Origin of the sequence: Chryseobacterium paludis (assembly GCF_025403485.1) — a bacterium.
In the GTDB taxonomy this organism is placed as follows: domain Bacteria; phylum Bacteroidota; class Bacteroidia; order Flavobacteriales; family Weeksellaceae; genus Chryseobacterium; species Chryseobacterium paludis.
Genome location: NZ_CP099966.1, coordinates 2,259,452 through 2,282,544, shown reverse-complemented (window position 1 = coordinate 2,282,544; position 23,093 = coordinate 2,259,452). Strand labels below are relative to the sequence as shown.

Genomic DNA, 23,093 nt, shown 5'->3' with positions numbered 1-23,093 from the left:
AAGATATTTTAATAGGTTTTTGGTATAAAAATAATATTGTTGATATACGCTGTTTTGTTTTTTTCGTCGCTGGTGTTGCTTACTAAAATTTCTTCAGTCAGTTTTTCAAGCTTAAAATGAGTACGGTTTAAATAACGCGCCTCATATCCCCAGCTTTCAACTTCAGAGATCTCTTCCCAAATAGGTTTTTCATGATGCCTCTGTTCCATTTCTACCATAAGAGTGGGTAGAAATTGCTGGATGGTTTTTTTACCGCCTAAAAGCGTTTTCATTTCATTTCCTTCAACATCTATTTTAATGAAATCCAGTTTTTGGAGGTTTTCTTTCGTAGCCCAATCATCCAGTTTTGTTACTGTTACTTTTTCAGTATAGCTTCTTTCCTCACCTTTTTCTTTATATGAAGTGTTAAGTGTTCCTCGTGAAGCAACCATTTTGCCATTGATGATGGGAACTTTAAATTCCGCAGTTGTATTTTCATCAGAAAGGGCTAAAGAAAGAACCTTCATAGAAGGAAAAAGTCTCTTTAAACGGGTAAATAATTTTTTATTAGGTTCAAAAGCATAAATATGCTGATGGTTCAGCTTATTTTGCAATTGATACAAAAAAGTTCCAACATTAGCGCCAATATCCAGGATCACTGCATTTTCAGATAAATATTCTTTGATCCACACCAATTCCGGCTCTACATTTCGTGCCGAAAAGTTATCTTTTGAAAGATTGTGTAAGCTTTTAAAATATCTACTTTTATAAAAACTTGGACTTATATATTGTAAGTTTTCTGCAATTCTTTGGTATAAAGACATCCTTGATTATTTGACAGTGAGCAAAGATAGTCAAAAATGTTAAATATGTGTTAAAATATTAAAATCGTAATACATTGATTTTCAATAGATATTCTAAATTTTATTTTCGAATGGAATATAGGTTGAATATTCTTAAAAATTAGCATTCTTTAAGGGGAATCAGCTAATTGATTTTGTATTAAGTTTGTATTTGTGGCTACCTGTAATTTATTGGAAAGGCGTATTTAAGAAATCATTAAAAGGTTTCATGATTTTAAAAATTTCAGCAATATTTTTGGCTGCATTTTTATCCAATACCTCTTCATCCTTTAGCTTATAGACCACTATAAAACTCTTCAGTTTTAAATATTCACCCATCGGATCTTCCTTTTCAAAACCTTGTGGAACTTTTTTCAATTTATCATCCTGATCCATTTCAGGAAAATATTTTTTGAAATCTTTATTATTTAGAATTTTAATAAAATCATCTCCATACAGCGATATTTCTTTTCGGACTTCTTTTAAAACTGAAGATTCGGGCATATAGATTCCACCTGCTAGAAAGGTTTTTCCTGGTTCCATATGAAGGTAATAACCTCCCTTTTGAGATCCTTTACCCATTCCTAAAGAAGCTCCAAAATTAGTTTTATAAGGGATTTTATCTTTTGAAAATCTTGTATCTCTATAAATTCTGAACAGGGCTTTTTTTGCATCAAGCTTAGCAAGCTCCTCATCAAATCCAGACATTTCTTTGATTAGATCTTCAAGAAAAGCAATTACATTTTCCTGAGATTCCGTATAAAGGTTCTTGTTTTCATTAAACCATTCCCGGTTGTTGTTTTTGGATAGTTTTTTTAGAAAATCAAAAGTTTTTGTAGAAATGGTGGCTGACATATTTTTTTATTTAGTCAAATTTAATTAAATTATTCATATCTCAATGCTTCAATTGGATCAGGTTTGGAAGCTTTTAAAGCAGGGTAATATCAATAGAAGATTCTGTAATGAAAGTAAAAGTAGCCAGGATAAAAATGGTGTGACCAGTTTAAAGATCCTGCTATGCAGAAGTTTTTGAAAGCCGTAAAGAATTAATGGAAGTGTTATTTTCTTTTGCGCAATTAATATGGTTTTCTAAGACTAATTTTTCTGGATAGATAGGTGTTTTGAGCAAAAAAATAATCATTTTGAAAGAGAATATCAAAAAGAAAAACTTGCGTTTCATGATTTTATTTTTGAAAATTCATTAATAGCAAAGAAATAATCAATCCAATTTAATAAAAAAAAATATTGTTTAATAGTTTTTTAACTTTTGGCTTGATTTATTGCGGTTAATTTTTTAAAAATTAACAAAACATTAAAGGATTCTGAAATTAAGATTCGTTATTTAATGCTTTATTCAAAAAAGTTAAAATATTTGTTGTATCTTTGCAAAAATTTTAAAATATTTAATGAATTTATTTACGGAGTCCAATTTAAGTCCTGACATCCTTAAGGCTATTGGCGAAATGGGTTATGAAAGCCCGACAGAAATCCAAAAACAGACTATCCCTTTTATTCTTTCAGATATACGCGACTTGATCGCACTTGCGCAGACTGGGACAGGCAAAACTGCAGCGTTTTCGCTTCCGATTTTGGATATGATTGACGATACGAGTCGCAAAATCCAGCTATTGGTGCTTTGTCCGACACGCGAATTATGTCTTCAGATTTCTAAAGACATAAAAAATTACTCTAAGTACATGCGAGACATCAAAACTACAGCAGTGTATGGTGGTAGCAGTATTATGGACCAGATCCGCTCTTTAAAGGAGAAGCCGCAGATTATTGTAGGTACTCCTGGTAGAGTAATTGACTTGATCAACAGAAAAGCTCTTGACTTTTCTGCTATTCACTGGTTGGTTTTAGACGAGGCTGATGAAATGCTTTCAATGGGTTTCAAAGACGAATTGGAAACAATTTTACGTGAAACTCCTGAAACAAAACAAACTTTCTTATTCTCGGCTACGATGAGTAAAGAAGTAGAAAGAATTTCTAAAAACTATCTTACAAATCCACATCGTATTTCGATAGGTTCTATTAACGAAGTTAAAAAGAACATTAAACATGAATACTATGTTGTAGGATACCGTAACAAAAAAGAAGCTCTTAAGAGATTAATTGACGCGAACCCTAATCAGTATTCCATTATTTTCTGTAGAACAAGAATGGAAACTCAGGAAGTTGCAGATTTCTTAATGCAGAATGGATTTGCGGCTGATGCCCTTCATGGTGATCTTTCTCAAGCGCAGAGAGATACGGTAATGAAGAAATTCAGATTGAAGAATATCGACATTTTAGTTGCAACTGATGTTGCAGCAAGAGGTTTAGATGTTGACTCTCTGACTCACGTTATTCATTATTCTTTACCTGATGATCCTGAAGTATTCGTTCACAGAAGTGGAAGAACAGGTAGAGCAGGAAAAGACGGGATCTCAATGTCTTTGATCAAGCCTGAAGAAAGCAGAAAGCTGAAACAAATAAAAGCAACAACGAAAATTGATATCGTTGAGAAAACAATTCCAACAGGACAGGATATTATCAAAGCTCAGGTTGGCGGAGTTTTCGAAAAGCTATTAACGGAGCATGAAGATTTATTTGAATTTGATGATAGCTTGATTCCGGATCTTAGTATGTTTACTAAAGAGGAATTAGTGCATCAGTTATTACAGTTCCAATTGAAGGATCTTGCATTATACTACAAAGACAAACATGATCTTGTTGAACAGAAGTTTAATAGTGGTAGAGATGATGACTTCTCTAGAAGAGACAGAGGTCGTGATAGAGACAGAGATAGAGATAGAGGAAGAGATCGCGATAGCAGAAGTGGAGATAGAGGAAGAGATCGTGGTAAACCTAGAAAAAAAGATGAGAATATGGTAAGATTCTTCTTCAACCTAGGGAAAAAAGATCAGTTGAAAAAATTAGATGTTTTAGATATCATCAATAAAGCAACTGAAGGAAAAAGCAAAAAAAGAGTTGAAATTGGAGATATTGAAATTTTAGAGAAATTTTCATTCTTTGAAATAGAAAAATCATTTAAGGGAGATCTTTTGAGCAATATTTCTACCATGAAATTCAAAGGAAAAGATATGAGAGCTGAAGAAGCTAATTAAAACTCATTTCAGATAATAGAAACCGGCTGTAAAGCCGGTTTTTTTGTTTGATAATCAGTACTTAAACCAATGTTAACAAAACTTAACGTTAGATGCTTTTTGTTAAGGTCCTTTTTTAGGAAATTTGCAGACGAAATTATAAATACTTAAAAATGGGAATTGGAAATATTTTCCACGCTTTTCAGCCAAAAGATAAAATCTTCTTCGTACTTTTTGAAAAAGTAACTGAAAACCTGGTTGCAATGTCTGAGGAATTCAACAACGGAATCAAGGATTTTGACGTTAATGACGACTCTATGTTGAAGAAAATGAGCGACTATGAACATAAAAATGATGAACTTACTCACGAAATCTTCATAGAGCTTGGAAAAAACTTTATCACTCCTTTTGATCGTGAAGATATCCATACACTGGCAACAGGTTTAGATGATATCGCTGATTATATCTACGCTTCTACAAAATACATCTTCTTATACAAATCGCCTTTAATGAAGGCTTATGCAGATTTTTCTCTGTTAATTCATAAAGCATGTCTTGAAATTCAGAACGCCATGAAAAACCTGAAAGGGTTCAAAAATATGGATCAGGTAAAAGAAGCTTGTATTAAAGTAAACTCTATTGAAAATATTGCAGATGATCTGCTTTCCAATTCAATGGTAGAGTTGTTTGAAACTAATGATGCTATCAATATTATTAAAGTATCATCTGTACTTAATTATCTTGAAATAGTAACTGATAAAGCAGAAGATGTTGCCAATACTATTGAGAACATCATGATTAAATACGCATAAACAATATAACAAAAAATGGAATTTCCGATTTTACTTACGGTTATTATTGCTTTAGCTTTAATCTTCGATTATATTAATGGTTTTCATGATGCGGCCAATTCAATTGCTACAATTGTTTCTACGAAAGTTTTAACTCCATTTCAGGCGGTACTTTGGGCAGCACTTTGGAATTTTGCAGCATTCTTTTTAGCAGCCTATGTAATAGGTGAATTTAGAATAGGAAATACCATTGCCAAAACGGTTAATGAAAATTTTATTACCCTTGAGGTTATATTCTCAGGTCTTGTTGCGGCAATTGCCTGGAATCTTTTAACTTGGTGGTTTGGTATTCCATCATCTTCATCTCATACTTTAATTGGCGGGTTTTTAGGAGCAGCTTTGATGCATGCTTTTATGTTGGATTATCACGATGTGGTAGCAACACAACCTAGCCTAGGAACATTTGAAACATTAAAACAGGCTTTTCATCAATTAACTACACAAAGTGTGGTGAAATTTGATAAAGTAATTCCTATTTTCCTGTTTATTTTCATGGCACCAATTATAGGGATGGTAATCTCAATTATTATTACATTAATTATTGTTCATTTATATAAAAGATCAAACCCATACAAAGCAGACAAATCTTTTAAAAGATTACAGCTTGTTTCTTCTGCACTTTTTAGTGTTGGGCACGGTTTGAATGATGCACAAAAAGTAATGGGAATTATTGGAGCGGCCTTGATTTATTATCATGTGGAAATGTTACATGATCCTGTTTATCTAAACATACCATCTGCTGGACGTTTTGATTATTTTGCTCAGCATTATCTTTGGGTTCCTTTGGTATCCTTCCTGGCTATTGGTCTGGGAACTATGAGCGGTGGTTGGAAGATCATCAAAACAATGGGAACTAAAATTACTAAAGTAACCCCATTAGAAGGTGTAAGTGCTGAAACAGCAGGAGCTATTACTTTATTTATTACAGACCAGTTGAGTATTCCTGTTTCTACAACGCATACAATTACAGGTTCTATTATCGGTGTTGGACTAACGAAAAGAATCTCTGCCGTAAGATGGGGAATTACCGTAAGCTTACTTTGGGCTTGGGTATTAACAATTCCTATTTCAGCTATTGTAGCAGGAATTACCTACCTTTTGGTTGCTTTTCTTTCTTAAATAGAATTTTAAATAATAATATTAAACTTTGTCCAAATGGGCAAAGTTTTTTGTTTTATAAAGACTTGAAAAATTGTATTTTTGTTGAAATTATAGGATTTTATGGAATTTTTAGACACCTACCAACAGCTTGTTGCTGATGCCATTACCAAATACACTTTTAAAGATAAGCCTACGGAATTATACGATCCGATGAACTACATCATCTCCCATGGTGGAAAGCGTTTACGTCCTATTATGGTTTTAATGGCTTGTGATTTGTTCGGAGGTGATCTTAAGCAGGCGATTAAGCCCGCATTAGCGATCGAGTTTTTCCATAATTTTACTTTGATCCATGATGATATTATGGATGAAGCTCCATTGCGAAGAAATAAACCTACCATTCATACTTTACACGGAATTAATGTGGGAATTCTTTCCGGAGATGGACTGATGTTAAAAGCATACAAGTTCTTTGAAGATCTGGAGCCGGAAATTTTTAAAGCTTGTATCAGAATATTTACGCATACCGGACTTTTGCTATGTGAAGGTCAGCAATATGATATCAACTTTGAGACTCAGGAAGATGTGACTTTTGATGATTATATCAGAATGATTACTTATAAAACAGGTGTTTTAAGTGCCTCTTCTTTTGAGATAGGAGCTCTGATTGCCAAGGCTAATTTTAAAGATGCAAAATCTATTTTCAATTTTGGGAAACATATCGGAATTGCATTCCAGATCATGGATGATTATTTAGATGTATTTGGAGATCAGGCACAGTTTGGGAAAAAACATGCCGGTGATATTTATGAAAACAAAAAAACGGTTCTTTATTTAATGGCGAGAGAACATGCCACTGATGAAGAAAGAAGAGAACTTGATCATTGGTATTCTAAAAAGACCGATAATATTGATAAGGTTTATGGAGTGGAGAAAATTTTCAGAAGAACCAAAGTTGATGAAAAGGCATTGCGTTTAATTCAAAAACATAATGAGATAGGTCAGAGCTATCTTCAGAAGATTAATATTCCGGAAGAAAAGAAAAAACCTTTTATAGAGCTAGCGAATTATTTGTTGAGAAGAGAAAGTTAGAACAGATAATAGGTTATTGATAGAAGGTGGCAAAAAATTCAAGAATATATTACCTATTTCCTGCTACAAATTATCTAAAACCTTATTGCTGCTACCTTATACCCATATATGAAATTCAGAACTGAAGTTAACATCAATGAGTCAGAGAATAAGATCGAAGTTGAAGATAAAATATTTTCAATAGGTTCTTGTTTTGCTTCAGAGATGTCAGATCTGCTTCAGCAAGGACAGATTCAGACAGCTAATAATCCGTTTGGGACTGTTTTTAACCCGTTTTCTATTAACAATGCCATACAAAGGCTTCATGACTCAGACTTTTATATTGAGGAGGATTTAATCACCTTTAACGAAGAATATATTTCTCTTGATCACCATAGCAGTTTTGATACACGGTATATTCATCAGACACTGGATAAAATTAATAGCAAAATAGAAGAAGGAAATCTTTTTCTACAAGATGCGAATTGGGTTATTATAACCTATGGAACCTCATTTATCTATGAATTTCAGCCAAAGAAAAAGCTTGTAGCCAACTGTCATAAGATACCGCAGAAATTCTTTGAGAAAAGATTGCTGACCCACCAGGAAATTACAGATTCAATTTATAATACGATTCTAAGTCTCAAAGATATCTGTAAAGAAAATGTACAGATCCTGTTTACGGTATCTCCTGTTCGGCATACCAAAGATGGAATGGTGGAAAACCAACTTAGCAAATCAAAATTGATCACCGCTGTTCATGAAGCTATTTCGGTGATTGAAAATTGCCATTATCTGCCAATTTATGAGATTGTGATGGATGATTTACGGGATTATCGTTTCTATAAAGAGGATATGATCCATCCTAATGCTCAGGCTATCCAGTATATTTTTGACAGGTTTGGATCTGCTTATTTCTCAGAAAATACTAAAGAATTTATTAAAGAGAATTTTAAAATTAATAAAGCTTTACAACATAAAACAGAAGATGAGAAAGATCCTAAATATCTTGATTTTAAAGAGAAATTAAAACAAAAGATCGACAATCAACAAAAGAAAGTAAAACATAAAATATTCTAGCTGATGATAGACTTTACAAAAATAGATTATTTGGAAAGTGGGAATCAGAAACAGCAAAGAGCTTTTGAAGTTCTTACGAAATATAAAGTTTTTGAAAAGCTTAAAAATTATTCTCCGATTTTAGCGGGAACAGTTCCAATTGAAATTGATGTTGAGGGCAGTGATTTAGATATTATCTGTGAGGTAGATCTTAGATTTGAAGAAGATTTTTTGAACGAAATAATGCTTAGTAAGCTAATTCCTTTGGAAGTAGATGTTAAGGTTGAAAAAGTAACTGTAAATGGAGAAAAAAGTATTGTTTTAAACTTTATGCTTGATGAATTTCCCATAGAGATTTTTGGACAAAATAAGCCGACAATAAAACAAAATGCTTACAGACATATGATTGCTGAATACAACATACTATGTGAGAAAGGAGAAACATTTAAACAGCAGATAATAGAATTAAAAAAGAAAGGGATCAAGACAGAACCAGCTTTTGGTTTACTGATGAATCTGGAAAACCCTTATGAAGATCTATTAAAATTTTAGAAAATGATTGATACACATACACACTTATACGCTGAAGAATTTGATGAAGATAGAAAAGAGGCAATCCAAAGAGCTTTTGATAAAGGGATAACTGAATTTTATCTTCCAGCCATCGATTCTGAATCTCATGAAAAGATGCTCCATTTGGAAAGCGAATATCCCGGCCAGATCTTTTCAATGATGGGTTTGCATCCTTGTTATGTAAAACCAGAATCTTGGGAAAATGAATTGAAGATCGTAAAAAATTATCTTGATCAAAGACATTTTCCTGCTATCGGAGAAATCGGAATAGATTTATATTGGGATAAAACGACTTTAGATATTCAGATTAAGACTTTCGAACAACAGATCGATTGGGCTATTGAAATGGATTTACCAATCGTAATTCATACAAGAGAAAGCTTTGATGAAACTTTTGAAGTTCTGGAAAGAAAAAGACATCCGAAACTTCGGGGGATCTTTCATTGCTTTTCCGGTAATCTAGAGCAGGCAAAACGTGCGATAGACCTCAATTTTATTTTAGGGATCGGTGGAGTAGTAACCTTTAAAAATGGAAAGATTGATCAATTTTTGCATGAGATCCCATTGGATAAAATCGTTTTAGAAACAGATTCTCCGTATTTAGCTCCCGTTCCTCATCGGGGAAAAAGAAATGAAAGTTCATATCTTGATCTTGTGGTTGGTAAATTGGTTAATATCTATAACAAAGACTTCCCTGAAATAAGTAGAATTACAACGGAGAATGGAAAAAAAATGTTTAAATAGCTGACCTGTTTTATAGTAAAAAAAATCCTTCTCAGTACTGAGAAGGATTTTTTTATTATTTTTTTCTAAAGAAACTCTTATTCTTTGGCTTTTTCGTGCCGGCATCTTTTCTTTGAGCAGGTTTTGGTCTTCCGGAACCAGCATTGCCATTCATTGGCTTGTTATTGGAATCCCTTTTTTGTGCTACCAGATTCTCTGTATGAAACGGATGATCTTTAATCACCGGGATCTTTATTCCGATTAATTTTTCGGTATCTCTTAAGTTCAACAAATCTAAACCATCTACGAAAGAGATTGAAGTTCCCTCAGCACCTGCTCTTCCCGTTCTTCCGATTCTATGAACATAGGTTTCGGCAACATCAGAAAGTTCGTAGTTGATAACATATTTTAATTCGTCTATATCAATTCCTCTTGCTGCAATATCTGTAGCAACTAAAACTCTGGTTTTTCCGGATTTAAAATTGCTCAAAGCATTTTGACGTGCATTTTGAGATTTATTTCCGTGGATAGCCTCTGCAGAGATATTACTTTTCTGAAGAGTTCTGGCAATTTTATCCGCACCATGTTTTGTTCTTGAGAAAACCAAAACAGATTCGGAGATATGGTCATTTAAGATATGTGTGAGTAATCCTAATTTATCGTCTTTCTGAACAAAATAAACAGATTGTTTAATGGTCTCTGCTGTTGAAGAAACTGGCGTTACTTCAACTTGTACAGGATTATTCAGGATAGAACTTGCCAATTTCTGTATTTCAGGTGGCATTGTAGCAGAGAAAAATAAAGTTTGTCTTCTTTGAGGTAAAAGCTTTATAATTCTTTTTACATCATGTACGAAACCCATATCCAGCATTCTGTCAGCTTCGTCAAGAACGAAGATCTCAAGATTTTTAAGACTGATAATTCCCTGAGCAATAAAGTCAAGTAATCTTCCGGGTGTTGCAACCAGGATATCAACTCCTTTTCTTAATGCAGCTTCTTGTGAACCTTGTTTAACCCCTCCGAAAATTACTAATTTTCTTAAAGGAAGATTTCTTCCATAAGCGCTAAAACTTTCTTCGATCTGTATTGCCAATTCTCTCGTAGGTGTTAAAATTAGGGCTTTGATCTGATTGCTTTTTGGACGTTCTGAAAGATTTTGTAAAATAGGAATAGCAAAAGCTGCTGTTTTACCTGTTCCTGTTTGTGCTGTTCCTAGCAGATCTTTTTTCTCTAAAATAGAAGGAATAGCTTTTTGTTGTATAGGAGTTGGTTTTTCATAACCTTCCTGTTGAAGCGCATCTAAAATGGGCTTGATAATTTTTAAGTCTGTAAATAACAAAATATATTGCGTATTAAAAATAATGCGGTCGAAGTAGTATACTTCATCATTTTTAGCGAATCTGCTAAAAAGATTAACAGAATTTTTAAGTAAAATTAATTACTGAAAGGGCTGAGAATGCCGCGAAATATAATGCAAAGGTAGGTAAAATAATTTAAGTACATTATTTTACCTATTATTGCTGATTTATCCTGAGATTTATTTAAAACGATAACCTACACCGTCTGTAGAAAACCTGCTTTAACGGGAAGTCCGTTAGCTGTATTTATTTTGGTAAAATTGAAATTATATTGGGCATCTACAAAGAATTTTTTATTGAACTTGTATTCCGCACCTAAAAAGGGGTAAAGGTTCAGTGTTTTAATTCCTTCATAATCGTACAGATCTGTACCCAGGAATGTTGTTTTTACTTTTGAAGACAAATTAAATGCGATGTTCATTCCAACAGATGCAGAAAACTGGGGAATGATACTGTATTTTATGGAAACAGGAACCTGAATTTGAGAAAATCGAAGGTTATAACGAGTGTTTTCAAAATTAATTACTCGGCTATCAGGAATGGGAACGGCCTCTTTACTCATTTTTCCTCCAATCTGGGTATAAAGTAACTCCCCTTGCAAAGCAACTTTTGGAGATAAAGGATATTCTACAAGTCCTCCTGCATAGAAGAAAGATTTTGGGTCTAAATTTCTCTTTAGCAAATGATAGATATAATAATAGAGTACACAAAATGCACTCTATTAATAATTTTTTATAAAGACTTAAATAGTTTTATCCATGCAATTTCTTCCAGATCGCATCCTTCAATTCCATAAGATTCTCTCCGGTTACCCCAGAGAAAAATATGGGTTGTCTGTTTTCTGGAAATTCGGCGGAGATCTCTTTTTTAAGTTCATCATCAAGTAGATCTGATTTTGAAACGGAAACAATGAAATCTTTATCCAGCAATTCAGGATTATATTCTTTCAGTTCATTTTCCAGAATTTTAAACTCTTGGAAATGATCCTCAGAGTCAGCCGGAATAATGAATAATAAGATTGAATTTCTTTCAATATGTCTTAAAAATCGATGACCAAGACCTTTTCCTTCAGCAGCACCTTCAATAATTCCCGGAATATCAGCCATTACAAAAGATTTGTAATTTCTGTAATCAACGATCCCTAAGTTAGGAGTTAAAGTAGTAAATGCATAATTTGCAATTTTAGGTTTCGCTGCAGAAACAGAAGCCAAAAGAGTAGACTTTCCAGCGTTAGGGAAACCTACAAGACCCACATCGGCTAAAATCTTAAGTTCAAAAACAACAAAGCCTTCCTGACCATCCATTCCCGGTTGTGCAAATCTTGGAGTCTGGTTGGTAGAAGATTTAAAGAATTCATTTCCCATACCTCCTTTTCCTCCTTCCATCAGAATGATTTCCTGTCCGTCTTCTAAAATTTCACCAATGATCTCACCTTCTTCATTCTTGGCAATGGTTCCAATAGGAACCTCAATATAAACATCAGCTCCATAACCTCCTGTAAGCTGGTTTTTTCCTCCGTTTTCACCACGTTCTGCTTTTACATGACGGGTATAACGAAGTGGAAGTAAAGTCCATTCCTGAGCATTCCCTTTCATGATAACATGACCGCCTCGACCTCCGTCTCCACCATCAGGTCCACCTTTAGGAATGTATTTTTCACGACGAAGATGGGCAGAACCTGCACCACCATGGCCGCTTTTACAATGAATCTTTACGTAATCTACAAAATTAGACATATATTATTTGTTACGAGTTGCGAGTTACGGGATAGGAAACTCTCATCCCGTCCCCCGAATCCCGATTATTTTATTTTTTCTACTTCAGCGAACAACTTTTCAGAAATTTCGTTGATTTCGCCAACTCCATTTACCTCTACATATTTACCTTGTTGCTTGTACAATTCAGCTACTTCAGCTGTTTTCGTATAGTATTCTTTAATTCTGTTTTGGATGATCTCTTCATTACTGTCGTCGGTTCTACCACTTGTTTCTCCTCTTTTCAGTAATCTCTCAACCAAAATTGTATCTTCTACGATCAATGAAAGACAAACATCGATGTCATCATTCAGCTCTTCTTTAACGATTTTTTCCAAAGCCTCTGTTTGTACAGCAGTTCTTGGGTATCCATCGAAAATAAATCCTGCCGCATCTGTCGGTTTTCTTAATTCGTCTATCAGCATATCAATTGTTACCTGATCTGGAACCAATTCTCCCTTATCGATGTAAGATTTAGCTAATTTTCCTAATTCAGTGTCATTTTTCATATTGAATCTGAAAAGATCACCTGTTGAGATTTGCTTTAGATTAAATTTTTCGATGAGATTTTGAGCTTGTGTTCCTTTTCCACTTCCTGGAGGCCCGAACAGAACAATGTTTATCATTTTTATTTAATTAGATATTTAAATTTAAATTTCAGATTTGAAATTAATGGTTGATTTTTCCCTCTTCTAATTGATACAAATTCGAAAGATTTCTTCCCAATTCATCGTAATCTAATCCATAACCAAGAACAAATTTGTTTGGAATTTCTTTTCCAATATAATCCAGCTTGAAATCTTTTTTATAAACCTCAGGTTTTAATAAGAAAGACGCCAGTTTTACAGATTTTGGACGTTGTGTTTCTTTGAAATATTTGAAAAGACTTTCAACTGTGTTTCCTGTATCTACGATGTCTTCTACAAGAATGATGTGACGGTCTTTAACGTCTTTCGTTAATTCCATTTTCTGATAAACGATTCCTGTAGATTCTGTTCCTGCATAAGAACTCATTTGAATAAAAGCAATCTCACAGTTTCCCGGGTAATGCTTTAAAAGGTCTGAGAAGAACATGATAACTCCGTTCAAAACCCCTATGAAGACAGGAACTTCATCTTTGTAATCTTCATAAATTTTTAGCGCTGTTGCTTTTACTATTTCCTGAATTTCGGCGTCCTTTAAATAAGGAACAAAAGTTTTGTCGTGAACTTTAATGCTTTCCATAAAAATTTTTAGTAGTTGGCAAAGTTACGGATTTTTGATTTTTGATTAAAATGTTTTTCTGTTTAATCCACTATTTGCATTATATTTGCATACACAAAACCTAAAAACAGGCTCATGTAGGATATAATTTCTTTCATATTTGATCAGTAATAATCACAGGATTATTGATGTTTAACTTTAATTAGAAAGAAATCATGATTTTTCTACAAAATATATCCTATAGGTTTCCTAACAGAGACCTGCTCTTTAGTCATATCAATTTAACGGTACCATCACACTCAAAATCGGCATTAGCCGGAAGCAACGGCATGGGGAAATCTACCCTGCTTAAACTCATTGCAAACGAAATTCAACCTTTGGATGGAGCGGTAAATATCCAGGGTGATCTATATTATGTTCCACAAATGTTTGGGAATTTTAATGATCTTACAATCGCTGAATGCTTAAAAATAGACAAAAAGCTAGATGCTTTAGAGAAAATCAGCGGCGGAGATGTTGATGAAATTTACTTTGAAATTTTAAATGATGATTGGGACATTGAAGAACGGTGTCAACATATATTAGAATACTGGAAACTGAACAATCTGGATTTAAATCAAAAGCTGAATGGCTTAAGTGGTGGACAAAAAACCAAAGTCTTTCTGGCAGGAATGCAAATTAATGAACCGGATATTGTATTATTAGACGAACCTACCAATCATTTAGATCGGGAAGGAAGAAATTTATTGTATGATTATATCGATAAAACAAGTTCAACACTTGTTATTGTAAGCCATGACCGAGCTTTATTAAATCTTGTTGATACCATCTATGAATTGAGTAATAAGGGTATTTCCACATACGGCGGAAACTTTGATTTTTACACTGAACAAAAAGAAATTGAAGAAGAAGCATTGAACAATGACATTCATTCAAAAGAACGGGCTTTAAAAAAGGCAAAAGAAAAAGAACGCGAAACATTGGAAAGGAAGCAGAAATTGGATGCCAGAGGAAAGAAAAAACAGGAGAAATCCGGTGTTGCAAGAATTATGATGAATACACTTCGTAATAATGCTGAAAAAAATACTTCCAGATTAAAGAATATCCATGCTGAAAAGATCAATGATATTTCTGGTGATCTACGGGGATTGCGTTCTTCTATAAAAAATACAGAACAGATGAAAGTTAATTTTGATGATCCTAATCTGCATTCCGGAAAAATTCTTATTAATGCAGTGGATGTTAATTTTAAATACAACGAAAATTTCCTGTGGCCGGAAGATCTTAATCTCGAGATCAGAAGCGGGGATCGTATTTCTTTCAAAGGTTCTAACGGTTCGGGAAAAACAACATTGATAAAACTTTTGCTTGGAAATATAGAACCTACTATTGGAACTGTAAACAGAACAGATTTTAATACGATCTATATTGATCAGGAATACTCTTTAATTGATAAAGAAGCAACAATTTATGAATTTGCTCAGAAGTTTAATGATAATGGATTACAGGAGTCTGAGGTTAAAACCATATTGTCGAGGTTTTTATTTGGTAAAGAAACCTGGGATAAGAAAGGAGAAGTATTGAGTGGGGGAGAGCGTTTAAGACTTTTGCTGTGCGGATTGTCTATCAGTAATAAAGCACCGGATGTTATTGTTCTGGACGAACCGACGAATAATGTAGATCTTCAAAATGTAGAGATCCTTACCAATTCCATCAAAGACTATCAAGGAACATTGTTGGTGATTTCTCATGATGAGTTTTTTCTGGAGGAGATTGGTGTAGAAAATGAGATTGTGTTGGATTAATTAAATATTGGTTAAAGGCAAAGACGCAATTTTTTAAGATAGATGTGTTTTTAAGGCGCAAGGATTTTATCTGCGATAATTATCTATACTTTAATCCTGTCATTCCGTAGGAATCTAAATCATCATTCTAAACATGAGCTGCTTAGATTCTTACAGAATGACAAATGCAAAAAATTTTCTTAACTTAACTCGTGTGGCTGAGGCTCTCGAAGCCACACGAGTTATTATAAATGCTCTCTAATCCACGTATAAATATTACTCAATACCTCCTCTCTAATTTCTTCATTCATAATTTCATGGCGCATCTTAGGATAGATTTTATAGTCTACATGAGTAAATCCATCGTGTTTAAGATTATCTACAGTCTGCATAACTCCTTTACTGAAATTTCCAATAGGATCATCCTGCCCACTGACGAATAGAAAAGGTAAAGATTTAGAAATGTTATCTGCCCAGTTTCTTTTTGTTGCTTTTTTATACATTTTAAATAAAGTATAAAAAGCATTGTTAGTGAAAGGGATTCCGGAAAGCTCATCCTTAGTAAAAGAATCTCTATTAGCTTGGTTCAAACTCAGCCAACTTGTATCACTGAAGTTTTTATCCTTTTTAAAATGACTGTTATTAACAAAATTAAAAAGCGAATTAAAAAATGTTTTTTGACGTGGAGCTATTGTATTGGCCAGTGAGAAATAAGTGTTCAATAATCCAAGGCCTGCTAAAGAACCTCCTGTTCCTACAATAATGGCTCCGGTAAACTGATTCCCTATTTTTTGAAGAAGGCAACGGGTAACAAACGAACCCATCGAATGGCCAAGGATAAAATGAGGAACCTCGGGATATTGGCTGATCAAATGATTGCTCATCATTTCTGCGTCATCAATCAGTTTTCTGTCTGGTTGATCCAATTGGAAAAATCCAATATCTTTTTTATCATTTACTGACTTTCCGTGTCCCAGGTGATCATAAGTTAATACAGCTAATCCTTGACTTGCAAAATATTCAGCTATTTCAGAGTATCTTCCACTATGCTCCTGCATTCCATGAATGATCTGTAAAGTTGCTTTTACCTGATTCGTCTCAGGAATAAACGTATTGTAAAAAAGTTGAGGCCGGTTGTTCGTATTTTTAGATAAATATCCTGATTGGTGTAATGTTCTCATAGGCTACCTTGATTATTTCAGAGTATACTCAAATATACATAATAAATAAAAGAAACTGATATCACATACTTTTGAGAACTTGGAATTTTACAACTTAAAATCCATCTTAATTCCATGATTTTAAACAAGAATGAAAATAAATTTTCCCCATAATTTGCCCACCATTTTTTTTAAAAGTAATTTTGCATGAATCTAAAAACAAAAGTAAAATATGTCAACTTACGTAGTTGTAGGTCTTCAGTACGGAGATGAGGGTAAAGGGAAAATCACGGATGTTTTATCTGCTAAATCGGATTATGTAGTACGTTTCCAAGGGGGAGACAACGCTGGTCATACGGTTTATGTGGGTGAAGAAAAATTTGTTTTACACCTTCTTCCTTCTGGAGTTCTTCAGTGCAAAGGCAAGTGTATTATTGCAAACGGGGTAGTAGTAAATCCTAAATCTTTCATCAGAGAGGTTGGTCAGATCGAAAGCAAAGGCTTAAGAACAGATCATATCTTTATCAGCAGAAGAGCGCATGTGATCATGCCTTACCACATTCTTTTGGATACTTACCGTGAAGAAGAACATGGAGGAACTCAAATTGGAACGACTAAAAAAGGAATCGGCCCTTGTTATGAAGATAAAATTGCAAGAGTTGGGATCAGAATGATCGACCTTTTGAATCCTGAGATCTTAAGAGAAAAAATTGAGAAAAACCTGAAAATTAAAAATTCTCTTTTTGAAAAATACTACGGAAAACCGACTTTAGACGTAGAAGAAATTTACAACGAGTTTTTAGAGATTGGAAAGCAACTTCAAGACCGAATTGTAGATACAGAAGTTGAATTGAACGAAGCGATCAGAGATGGTAAAAACGTTTTGTTTGAAGGAGCTCAGGCTTTAATGTTGGATATTGATTTCGGAACGTATCCTTATGTTACTTCATCTTCTCCATCTACAGGAGGAGTTTGTACAGGAGCTGGTGTTCCTCCAACTTCACTTCAAAATTTAATTGGTGTTGCTAAAGCATATTGTACAAGAGTAGGAAACGGACCTTTCCCTTCTGAATTAGATAATGAGTTAGGAGAAAAGATCAGACAGATCGGAGGTGAATTCGGGGCGACTACAGGTAGGCCAAGAAGAACCGGTTGGCTAGATCTTGTTTCTTTAAAGCATGCTTGTATGATCAATGGTATTAATAACTTAGTGATTACTAAACTTGACGTTCTTACAGGAATTGAAAACCTGAAAATCGTAACTCATTATAAAACTGAAGATGGAAAAGTAATTGATTACTTCACTTCATCAACAGAGAAATTATACAACTATGAGCCGATCTACCAGGATTTACCAGGGTGGAATGAAGATCTTACAAAAGTAAGAAGCTATGATGAACTTCCTGATACAGCTCAGAAGTATATTGAGTTTATCGAAAAGTATTTAGGAATTAATGTTTATTTAGTTTCTGTAGGTCCTGAAAGAAGTCAGAACATTATCAGAAAAGAATTGTTCTAACATAGAATAACTTTAAATATATAAAAAGAGACTGTCAATCTGATAGTCTCTTTTTTTGTATTGTCTAATGCTTTCGTCCTTGTCATTGCGAGGAGCGAAGCGACGAAGCAATCTATAAATAATTATGAAAAAAAACTCCCACAGATTTCACGGATCACAAGAAAAAATCTGCATCATCTGCTCAATCGCGGGAGCTTAAAGCATAGCGCAAAGAGAACTTTTTAAATCATTGCACTACGTATCTAATTATTTAATTACTCGAATATTTTGCATACGCCTTAGCTAGCTTTTCATCATATTTATTTTGCTTATAGCCTCCACCATTATATCTTTTTGCAAAATTAGCCCAGCTTTTATTTCTTAAATGAACCAAAAGTCCATTTTTTTCTAAGAATTTTCCAAATGCTTTCAAATGTTCTCCTTCATTGATCTCCATTTTGGAAACGAAATCATTCACATCAACATAATCCAGGTTTTTTGCATGGAATCCCATGATCTGAAAACTTCCCCAAGATGCTGAAGAAAGAGCCGCTTCTTTAAATTTAGCATCATTTCCTAATCCAATGGCTTCATTTAATCTGTCATACTCTTTGACGCCTCCCTGGTAATAGATTTTAGTCCATTTTGGATAAAGAACATCTTTGCTTGAAGAGTTATAATAAGAATTGGGATCTATTCCTCTTTTTCGGAGCTCATTCCAGAAGATATGACCTTCGAACAGTATTTTAGGTTTATTATTAATTAAAAATCCTTTTCCGCTGCTTTCGATCTCATTGACTGCTTTTACGGCGGCCAGCTCAAGCCCATATTGATTGGCGAAATTAATAAGATCACTTTCCTTTAAAAACTTATCTGTTGAATTGATCGGTGCAGAATTTTTAGCAAGCAAAACGGTCCATGTTTTAACGCCGACAATTCCGTCAACGACTAATGAATTTTTACTTTGAAAATCTTTAACGGCCGCATCCACTTCAAGAGTAAATGAATCCGAAATTTTGACGTTGTATCCTTGTTTATAAAGAAGTTCACAAAGTGTGAGAACTTCTGGTGCTTTGGTATTATATTTTAAAAGTTTCATGGTTGGTTGTTTTTATATAGAGTTAAAAGATTATTGAGTAGATCTCAAAAATCAGTTCATTGGTATTTTAGGCATTCTTTCACAGATCATTCCGATCAGAAAGAAAGACTTGAATTTAACTTCTTCTCTTTGAAGCCTGTATTCCAGATTCAATGGATTATCATTTACAACACTAAAGTTTTGGTTAATAACTGCATAGTCATCTATTCTTAATTCAATGCTGTATTCGCCAATTGGGATGATCTGATTGATCATTCCTATTTCGTTGGTTTCTATTTCATAAATTCTGCTATTGTTTGTCCCTTTAATAGAGATAGAGCATTTATAAATAGGATCATTGTTTATTTTATCGAAAACCCTGAATTGTACATTCGCTCCTGTTGAGGGAATCGGAATAGGATATTTTATTGGAACAAAGATTCCCGTATTTCTGATTGGAATCACAGGTTTTATGGGTTGGACTGGAGTTATTGGTTGCGGTGTGGTAACTGTAGTAACCGGCCTTAAGTTTCTGACACTATTGAGAATGTTCATATTCACCTTGTTGTTAAAGGCAAGATTAGGGTTTACTTTTATCGTTTCAGCAGTCGGTTCGGCTATTGGTTTTGCTGTGAATTCTGTAGCTGATATTTTGGCATTTTCAACATTGACTGTTTTTCGGGTTAAATTGTTTAATTGATCAGATTTTATAGTTCTAACATTTGTTATTGCTTTCAGAAATTTCTGATTATTGTTTTTATTCACAAAAAGCTGCTGTTTCATGATCAGCGGACCAAAATAGATCAATTGATTCGGGTTATTAACTGCATCATTAGTGATAGAAGGGTCTAAGACTATTTTTAGATTTTTAATTAAAATCATCGTTTTAGGAAAAGCGGGTAGTTTGAAGTCATTGGAGATCGTCTGGCCATCTGATATTTTTTTTGGTTCATTCCATTCAAAAAGATCAGACATCATAAAGTTTTTATTAAACCAGCTTCTTTTTAGATGAACAAATGAATAATCCAGCTCCACGGCTTGAATTACACTTTCATCATAATCTATTGATAGAATTTCTGACGGAATATTTTCGTTTGTGTTCTTTGCCTCAGTATATAAACTGTCAAGTTCAGATTTCTCGATTCTCATACTGTTCCATCCGGATTCGTTTTCCATGAAATCATAAGGGATAAAATTAATATCATGAATCGAAGCATTGCTGATCACATCCGTTTTTTCTGCCGCTTCAAAAGTGTTTTTAGCACTTTGAGCCATAGCTAAATATAAATCGGCATCCGAAGCTTTATTAATTCTTGCCAGCTCTTGTTCAATAATATCCTTATTGCCTTTTATTTTCCAGTCAGAAAAAGCCAGTTCTTTCATTGTGTTTAAATTAACTAACTGATCATTCCAATTGCTCTTTTCTTCATCAGTATCCAGACTGTCAAATAATTCTAGATGAGCCGTAATTTTATCAACGGCCTGCTCATGGATCGTTCTGTATTTTTTATAAGCTTTGAATTCCTTAGTATCACTCTTTTTAGCATCAAAAAGTATAGTGCTTTGGATGGCAATTACCTTATCCAGATTTTCCTCAAGATTCTTTAAATTATTTTTATCCAGAATATCACGATAGATATCAAACAGAGAATTATTGGGATTCAGATCCCAGAATTGAGAAGAAATAGGAACCGAATTCAGTTCATAAGCCATATTTTGCTTTTTAATAATCGAAAGAGCTTTTTTCTGATCATCATTAAACAAACTTTGGGGCTTTAGAAGTTCCAGCTCTTCATTCTCATAAACCCTGAGAGAAGGACAAATCATAGGTAGGTCATTCTCCATGGAGCTTTGAGACAGGTAAGTGTTTTTAAGCTTTTGATAGACGGCAATAAAATATTTCATGGCATTAGTTTTTATTGATTTTTAAATAACCGACAGAAAAAAATTCTGCCGGCTATTCTTTATTGAGAAGGATATTATGATTTTCCGTCAGTCCATTTCTTGATCTCAGGATTTGGATTTGGAGATTTTGGAACAACATGACATTTGTAACCAATGATGTAGATTCCATCAGATGTTAACTTCTTACCGTTCCATTTAGCATTAGACTGTACATCCTGGTTGTCATAGCTATAAGTACCTCCGAAAACAAAAGGTCCGATACCTACGGCTGCTCCTGAGGTTACAGAATTTTTAACATCAGTGAATGCAGTGCTGTTGTTTGCGAAATCCAGACATACATCTTTTGCAATGATCAATTCTGTGATCATAGAAGGCATTAATCCTTTACCTTTTCCATCACTGATTACATCACCACTTAAAGTTTGTGGAGATTGTTCATGTAACTTCCAATATTTAGACTCTATGAAATTCTGGTTAAGCCATCCTCTTTCGACTCTTACTTTTCCAAGTTTGAAAGAGACTTTCATATTTGTATAATCAGTATTGATTTTAGTCTTTTCATGTTTTCCCCCACCTTTTGCTCCTATTGAGAAAATTCCTAAACTAAATCCTGCAGCAGCTCCCCAGTTGTGAACTGATTTTGAGTAGTCGTAGTTAGATTCACCCTCAACAATAGTTACTGTTGGCCACCCTTTAGATTCTTTTAATGCATTAGCTGCAACCGGAATAGAAGGTGAATAATTGGTGTAATCCAAAACTCTTGTTCTCTGGCTGTTTCTAAACTCAGATTCCATTCTTTTTTTGATTACGAGCATGTTTTTTTGCTCTACCTCACTTAGATAATTTTGGATTTTTTCTACCGCTTCCTTATATCCCAAAGACTGCCACGCTTTAAGTGAAGCATCTTCACGTTTTTTCATGTTTTTACCATCAATAGAAAGTTTAGCCATAGCTTCTGCATCTCCATTGTCTGCGGCCGTTCTTATTTCGTTGTTCGCATCCACAATATCATAATACTTCATTTGATATTCTACATATTTAGAATAGGTGGGAGAAACGAAAGTGTGGAAGATCTCCGGTTTATTCATATCGTCGATAGGTGAATTCGGATCGAAATCTGTATTTTTTACTTTTTTGATTTTGAAAAGCTTATCCCTTAAAGTGTTTAGTTTCTTCTCTACTTTTTCATCAAATTCTGTGTCTACTACTACAGACCATTGTAAAAGATCCTCGTATACTTTAGAAACTCTCTTTTGAGAATCATTCATAATACTCATAATAGACATTGATCTTCCATTTCCTGTACTTGTAAGAGGAGGTAATTGTGAAGGAATAACATCCACCATTGCAGCGAACTGTTCCATTTGAAGATACTTTCTGAATTTACTGTTTGATAAAGCATTTTGGTACGCTTCCATGTCGATTTTTGGATTTCCATTGGCGTCAAGAATTGGATTTCCTTTTCCATCAAGCATTGGTTTGGGAGAAGGAGCATCTCCGAATAGCCCGTTAAGAGCATAATCAAAAGTATCTTCAGAAAGAGTAATCCCTACCGGGTCAAATGCAATGAAGTCATTTGGTCCCAGAGAGTCTGGATCTCCACCATTAGTTACGGTGTCATACACTTGTTTTAAAAGCATGCTCATTAATGAGTTCGATTTTGCTTCTTGAGTTAAAGTTGGCATAATTATAAGTTTTTGTTTTTTTATTGCTTACTCTTTTCGGTTTTCAGCATCCCCGGTTTTGTATGGTACAAATGTATTTCGGGTTCAAATGGAAAGTCTCAGTATTTTTCCTGTTTATTGGTGTGGTTTTTACTGTTTTTTAATTTTTATTAAATTTTTTGAATTAAAATATGATTATTGTTGAATAATATAAATCGTATATTCTTTGTTTTTAGTGTATTATTATCTTATACATAATTAATTTTGTTAATTGTCATAAAAAATTTTAAAATATTAATGTTTTAACAAAAATTTGGCAAATGTTTTGATATTATAAACGTACTTATCGATAAGTGCTATAAAAACTAATAATCACATTTTTATTAACCGTTTTAAATATT

At 33.8% G+C, this 23,093-nt stretch carries 20 protein-coding genes; 9 read left to right on the top strand and 11 right to left on the bottom strand.

Annotated elements, in window-relative coordinates; genetic code table 11:
• Positions 1-8 precede the first annotated feature (8 nt).
• Together NG806_RS10165 and NG806_RS10160 are read right to left on the bottom strand one after the other, a co-directional pair.
• Positions 9-803, bottom strand: a complete 795-nt coding sequence (locus tag NG806_RS10165; RefSeq protein ID WP_214827194.1) for an FkbM family methyltransferase — start codon at positions 801-803, stop codon at positions 9-11.
• Positions 804-1,010: 207 nt separating this feature from the next.
• Positions 1,011-1,676, bottom strand: a complete 666-nt coding sequence (locus NG806_RS10160) for a DUF2461 domain-containing protein (RefSeq protein ID WP_214827193.1) — start codon at positions 1,674-1,676, stop codon at positions 1,011-1,013.
• Positions 1,677-2,227: 551 nt separating this feature from the next.
• Here NG806_RS10160 and NG806_RS10155 point away from each other — a divergent pair.
• The 7 genes from NG806_RS10155 (at position 2,228) to NG806_RS10125 (ending at position 9,309) form a co-directional block, all read left to right on the top strand.
• A complete protein-coding gene (locus tag NG806_RS10155; protein ID WP_261512940.1) occupies positions 2,228-3,931 on the top strand; it encodes a DEAD/DEAH box helicase in 1,704 nt (567 codons plus the stop codon).
• Between the two features lie 152 nt (positions 3,932-4,083).
• On the top strand, positions 4,084-4,722 hold the full coding sequence (locus NG806_RS10150; RefSeq protein ID WP_214827191.1) for a DUF47 domain-containing protein: 639 nt from the start codon (positions 4,084-4,086) through the stop codon (positions 4,720-4,722).
• Positions 4,723-4,737: 15 nt separating this feature from the next.
• Positions 4,738-5,880 carry an inorganic phosphate transporter gene (locus NG806_RS10145; protein WP_214827190.1) on the top strand — a complete coding sequence of 381 codons (1,143 nt, stop codon included), beginning with the start codon at positions 4,738-4,740 and terminating at the stop codon, positions 5,878-5,880.
• A 102-nt stretch (positions 5,881-5,982) separates the two neighbouring features.
• A complete protein-coding gene (locus tag NG806_RS10140; RefSeq protein ID WP_214827189.1) occupies positions 5,983-6,954 on the top strand; it encodes a polyprenyl synthetase family protein in 972 nt (323 codons plus the stop codon).
• 108 nt (positions 6,955-7,062) lie between these two features.
• Positions 7,063-8,013: a GSCFA domain-containing protein gene (locus NG806_RS10135; RefSeq protein ID WP_214827187.1), complete on the top strand. Its 951-nt coding sequence runs from the start codon at positions 7,063-7,065 to the stop codon at positions 8,011-8,013.
• Between the two features lie 3 nt (positions 8,014-8,016).
• Positions 8,017-8,544, top strand: coding sequence for a DUF4269 domain-containing protein (locus tag NG806_RS10130; protein WP_261512938.1), 528 nt, complete (start codon positions 8,017-8,019; stop codon positions 8,542-8,544).
• A gap of 3 nt (positions 8,545-8,547) precedes the next feature.
• Positions 8,548-9,309, top strand: a complete 762-nt coding sequence (locus NG806_RS10125; RefSeq protein ID WP_261512936.1) for a TatD family hydrolase — start codon at positions 8,548-8,550, stop codon at positions 9,307-9,309.
• Positions 9,310-9,364: 55 nt separating this feature from the next.
• Here the strand turns inward: NG806_RS10125 and NG806_RS10120 are convergent, their stop codons facing one another.
• From NG806_RS10120 to NG806_RS10100, 5 genes are all read right to left on the bottom strand, one after another.
• Positions 9,365-10,627: a DEAD/DEAH box helicase gene (locus NG806_RS10120; protein ID WP_214827182.1), complete on the bottom strand. Its 1,263-nt coding sequence runs from the start codon at positions 10,625-10,627 to the stop codon at positions 9,365-9,367.
• 215 nt (positions 10,628-10,842) lie between these two features.
• Positions 10,843-11,328, bottom strand: a complete 486-nt coding sequence (locus NG806_RS10115; protein WP_261512934.1) for a porin family protein — start codon at positions 11,326-11,328, stop codon at positions 10,843-10,845.
• A 70-nt stretch (positions 11,329-11,398) separates the two neighbouring features.
• A complete protein-coding gene (gene obgE / locus NG806_RS10110) occupies positions 11,399-12,382 on the bottom strand; it encodes a GTPase ObgE (protein ID WP_214827178.1) in 984 nt (327 codons plus the stop codon).
• Between the two features lie 65 nt (positions 12,383-12,447).
• A complete protein-coding gene (locus tag NG806_RS10105) occupies positions 12,448-13,026 on the bottom strand; it encodes an adenylate kinase (protein ID WP_214827176.1) in 579 nt (192 codons plus the stop codon).
• Positions 13,027-13,069: 43 nt separating this feature from the next.
• Positions 13,070-13,624, bottom strand: a complete 555-nt coding sequence (locus NG806_RS10100) for a phosphoribosyltransferase (protein ID WP_034682317.1) — start codon at positions 13,622-13,624, stop codon at positions 13,070-13,072.
• A 194-nt stretch (positions 13,625-13,818) separates the two neighbouring features.
• Between NG806_RS10100 and NG806_RS10095 the strand changes: the two genes are divergently transcribed.
• On the top strand, positions 13,819-15,408 hold the full coding sequence (locus tag NG806_RS10095; RefSeq protein ID WP_261512933.1) for an ABC-F family ATP-binding cassette domain-containing protein: 1,590 nt from the start codon (positions 13,819-13,821) through the stop codon (positions 15,406-15,408).
• Between the two features lie 224 nt (positions 15,409-15,632).
• Here NG806_RS10095 and NG806_RS10090 read toward each other — a convergent pair whose 3' ends face one another.
• A complete protein-coding gene (locus NG806_RS10090) occupies positions 15,633-16,568 on the bottom strand; it encodes a lysophospholipase (RefSeq protein WP_261512932.1) in 936 nt (311 codons plus the stop codon).
• Positions 16,569-16,779: 211 nt separating this feature from the next.
• Between NG806_RS10090 and NG806_RS10085 the strand changes: the two genes are divergently transcribed.
• Positions 16,780-18,066: an adenylosuccinate synthase gene (locus NG806_RS10085; RefSeq protein WP_261512931.1), complete on the top strand. Its 1,287-nt coding sequence runs from the start codon at positions 16,780-16,782 to the stop codon at positions 18,064-18,066.
• 250 nt (positions 18,067-18,316) lie between these two features.
• On the opposite strand, the gene NG806_RS10080 is transcribed toward NG806_RS10085, so the two are convergent.
• The 3 genes from NG806_RS10080 to NG806_RS10070 form a co-directional block, all read right to left on the bottom strand.
• Positions 18,317-19,144, bottom strand: coding sequence for an N-acetylmuramidase family protein (locus NG806_RS10080; RefSeq protein WP_261512929.1), 828 nt, complete (start codon positions 19,142-19,144; stop codon positions 18,317-18,319).
• Between the two features lie 51 nt (positions 19,145-19,195).
• Positions 19,196-21,028: a hypothetical protein gene (locus NG806_RS10075; protein WP_261512927.1), complete on the bottom strand. Its 1,833-nt coding sequence runs from the start codon at positions 21,026-21,028 to the stop codon at positions 19,196-19,198.
• A gap of 74 nt (positions 21,029-21,102) precedes the next feature.
• Positions 21,103-22,713: a hypothetical protein gene (locus NG806_RS10070; protein WP_214827166.1), complete on the bottom strand. Its 1,611-nt coding sequence runs from the start codon at positions 22,711-22,713 to the stop codon at positions 21,103-21,105.
• Between the last annotated feature and the right edge of the window lie 380 nt (positions 22,714-23,093).

What these genes read in the sequence shown, in the direction of transcription:
- NG806_RS10165 (WP_214827194.1), bottom strand. Translation starts at nt 803, where the DNA reads ATGTCTTTATACCAAAGAATTGCAGAAAACTTACAATATATAAGTCCA.
- NG806_RS10160 (WP_214827193.1), bottom strand. Translation starts at nt 1,676, where the DNA reads ATGTCAGCCACCATTTCTACAAAAACTTTTGATTTTCTAAAAAAACTA.
- NG806_RS10155 (WP_261512940.1), top strand. Translation starts at nt 2,228, where the DNA reads ATGAATTTATTTACGGAGTCCAATTTAAGTCCTGACATCCTTAAGGCT.
- NG806_RS10150 (WP_214827191.1), top strand. Translation starts at nt 4,084, where the DNA reads ATGGGAATTGGAAATATTTTCCACGCTTTTCAGCCAAAAGATAAAATC.
- NG806_RS10145 (WP_214827190.1), top strand. Translation starts at nt 4,738, where the DNA reads ATGGAATTTCCGATTTTACTTACGGTTATTATTGCTTTAGCTTTAATC.
- NG806_RS10140 (WP_214827189.1), top strand. Translation starts at nt 5,983, where the DNA reads ATGGAATTTTTAGACACCTACCAACAGCTTGTTGCTGATGCCATTACC.
- NG806_RS10135 (WP_214827187.1), top strand. Translation starts at nt 7,063, where the DNA reads ATGAAATTCAGAACTGAAGTTAACATCAATGAGTCAGAGAATAAGATC.
- NG806_RS10130 (WP_261512938.1), top strand. Translation starts at nt 8,017, where the DNA reads ATGATAGACTTTACAAAAATAGATTATTTGGAAAGTGGGAATCAGAAA.
- NG806_RS10125 (WP_261512936.1), top strand. Translation starts at nt 8,548, where the DNA reads ATGATTGATACACATACACACTTATACGCTGAAGAATTTGATGAAGAT.
- obgE (WP_214827178.1), bottom strand. Translation starts at nt 12,382, where the DNA reads ATGTCTAATTTTGTAGATTACGTAAAGATTCATTGTAAAAGCGGCCAT.
- NG806_RS10105 (WP_214827176.1), bottom strand. Translation starts at nt 13,026, where the DNA reads ATGATAAACATTGTTCTGTTCGGGCCTCCAGGAAGTGGAAAAGGAACA.
- NG806_RS10100 (WP_034682317.1), bottom strand. Translation starts at nt 13,624, where the DNA reads ATGGAAAGCATTAAAGTTCACGACAAAACTTTTGTTCCTTATTTAAAG.
- NG806_RS10095 (WP_261512933.1), top strand. Translation starts at nt 13,819, where the DNA reads ATGATTTTTCTACAAAATATATCCTATAGGTTTCCTAACAGAGACCTG.
- NG806_RS10090 (WP_261512932.1), bottom strand. Translation starts at nt 16,568, where the DNA reads ATGAGAACATTACACCAATCAGGATATTTATCTAAAAATACGAACAAC.
- NG806_RS10085 (WP_261512931.1), top strand. Translation starts at nt 16,780, where the DNA reads ATGTCAACTTACGTAGTTGTAGGTCTTCAGTACGGAGATGAGGGTAAA.
- NG806_RS10080 (WP_261512929.1), bottom strand. Translation starts at nt 19,144, where the DNA reads ATGAAACTTTTAAAATATAATACCAAAGCACCAGAAGTTCTCACACTT.
- NG806_RS10075 (WP_261512927.1), bottom strand. Translation starts at nt 21,028, where the DNA reads ATGAAATATTTTATTGCCGTCTATCAAAAGCTTAAAAACACTTACCTG.
- NG806_RS10070 (WP_214827166.1), bottom strand. Translation starts at nt 22,713, where the DNA reads ATGCCAACTTTAACTCAAGAAGCAAAATCGAACTCATTAATGAGCATG.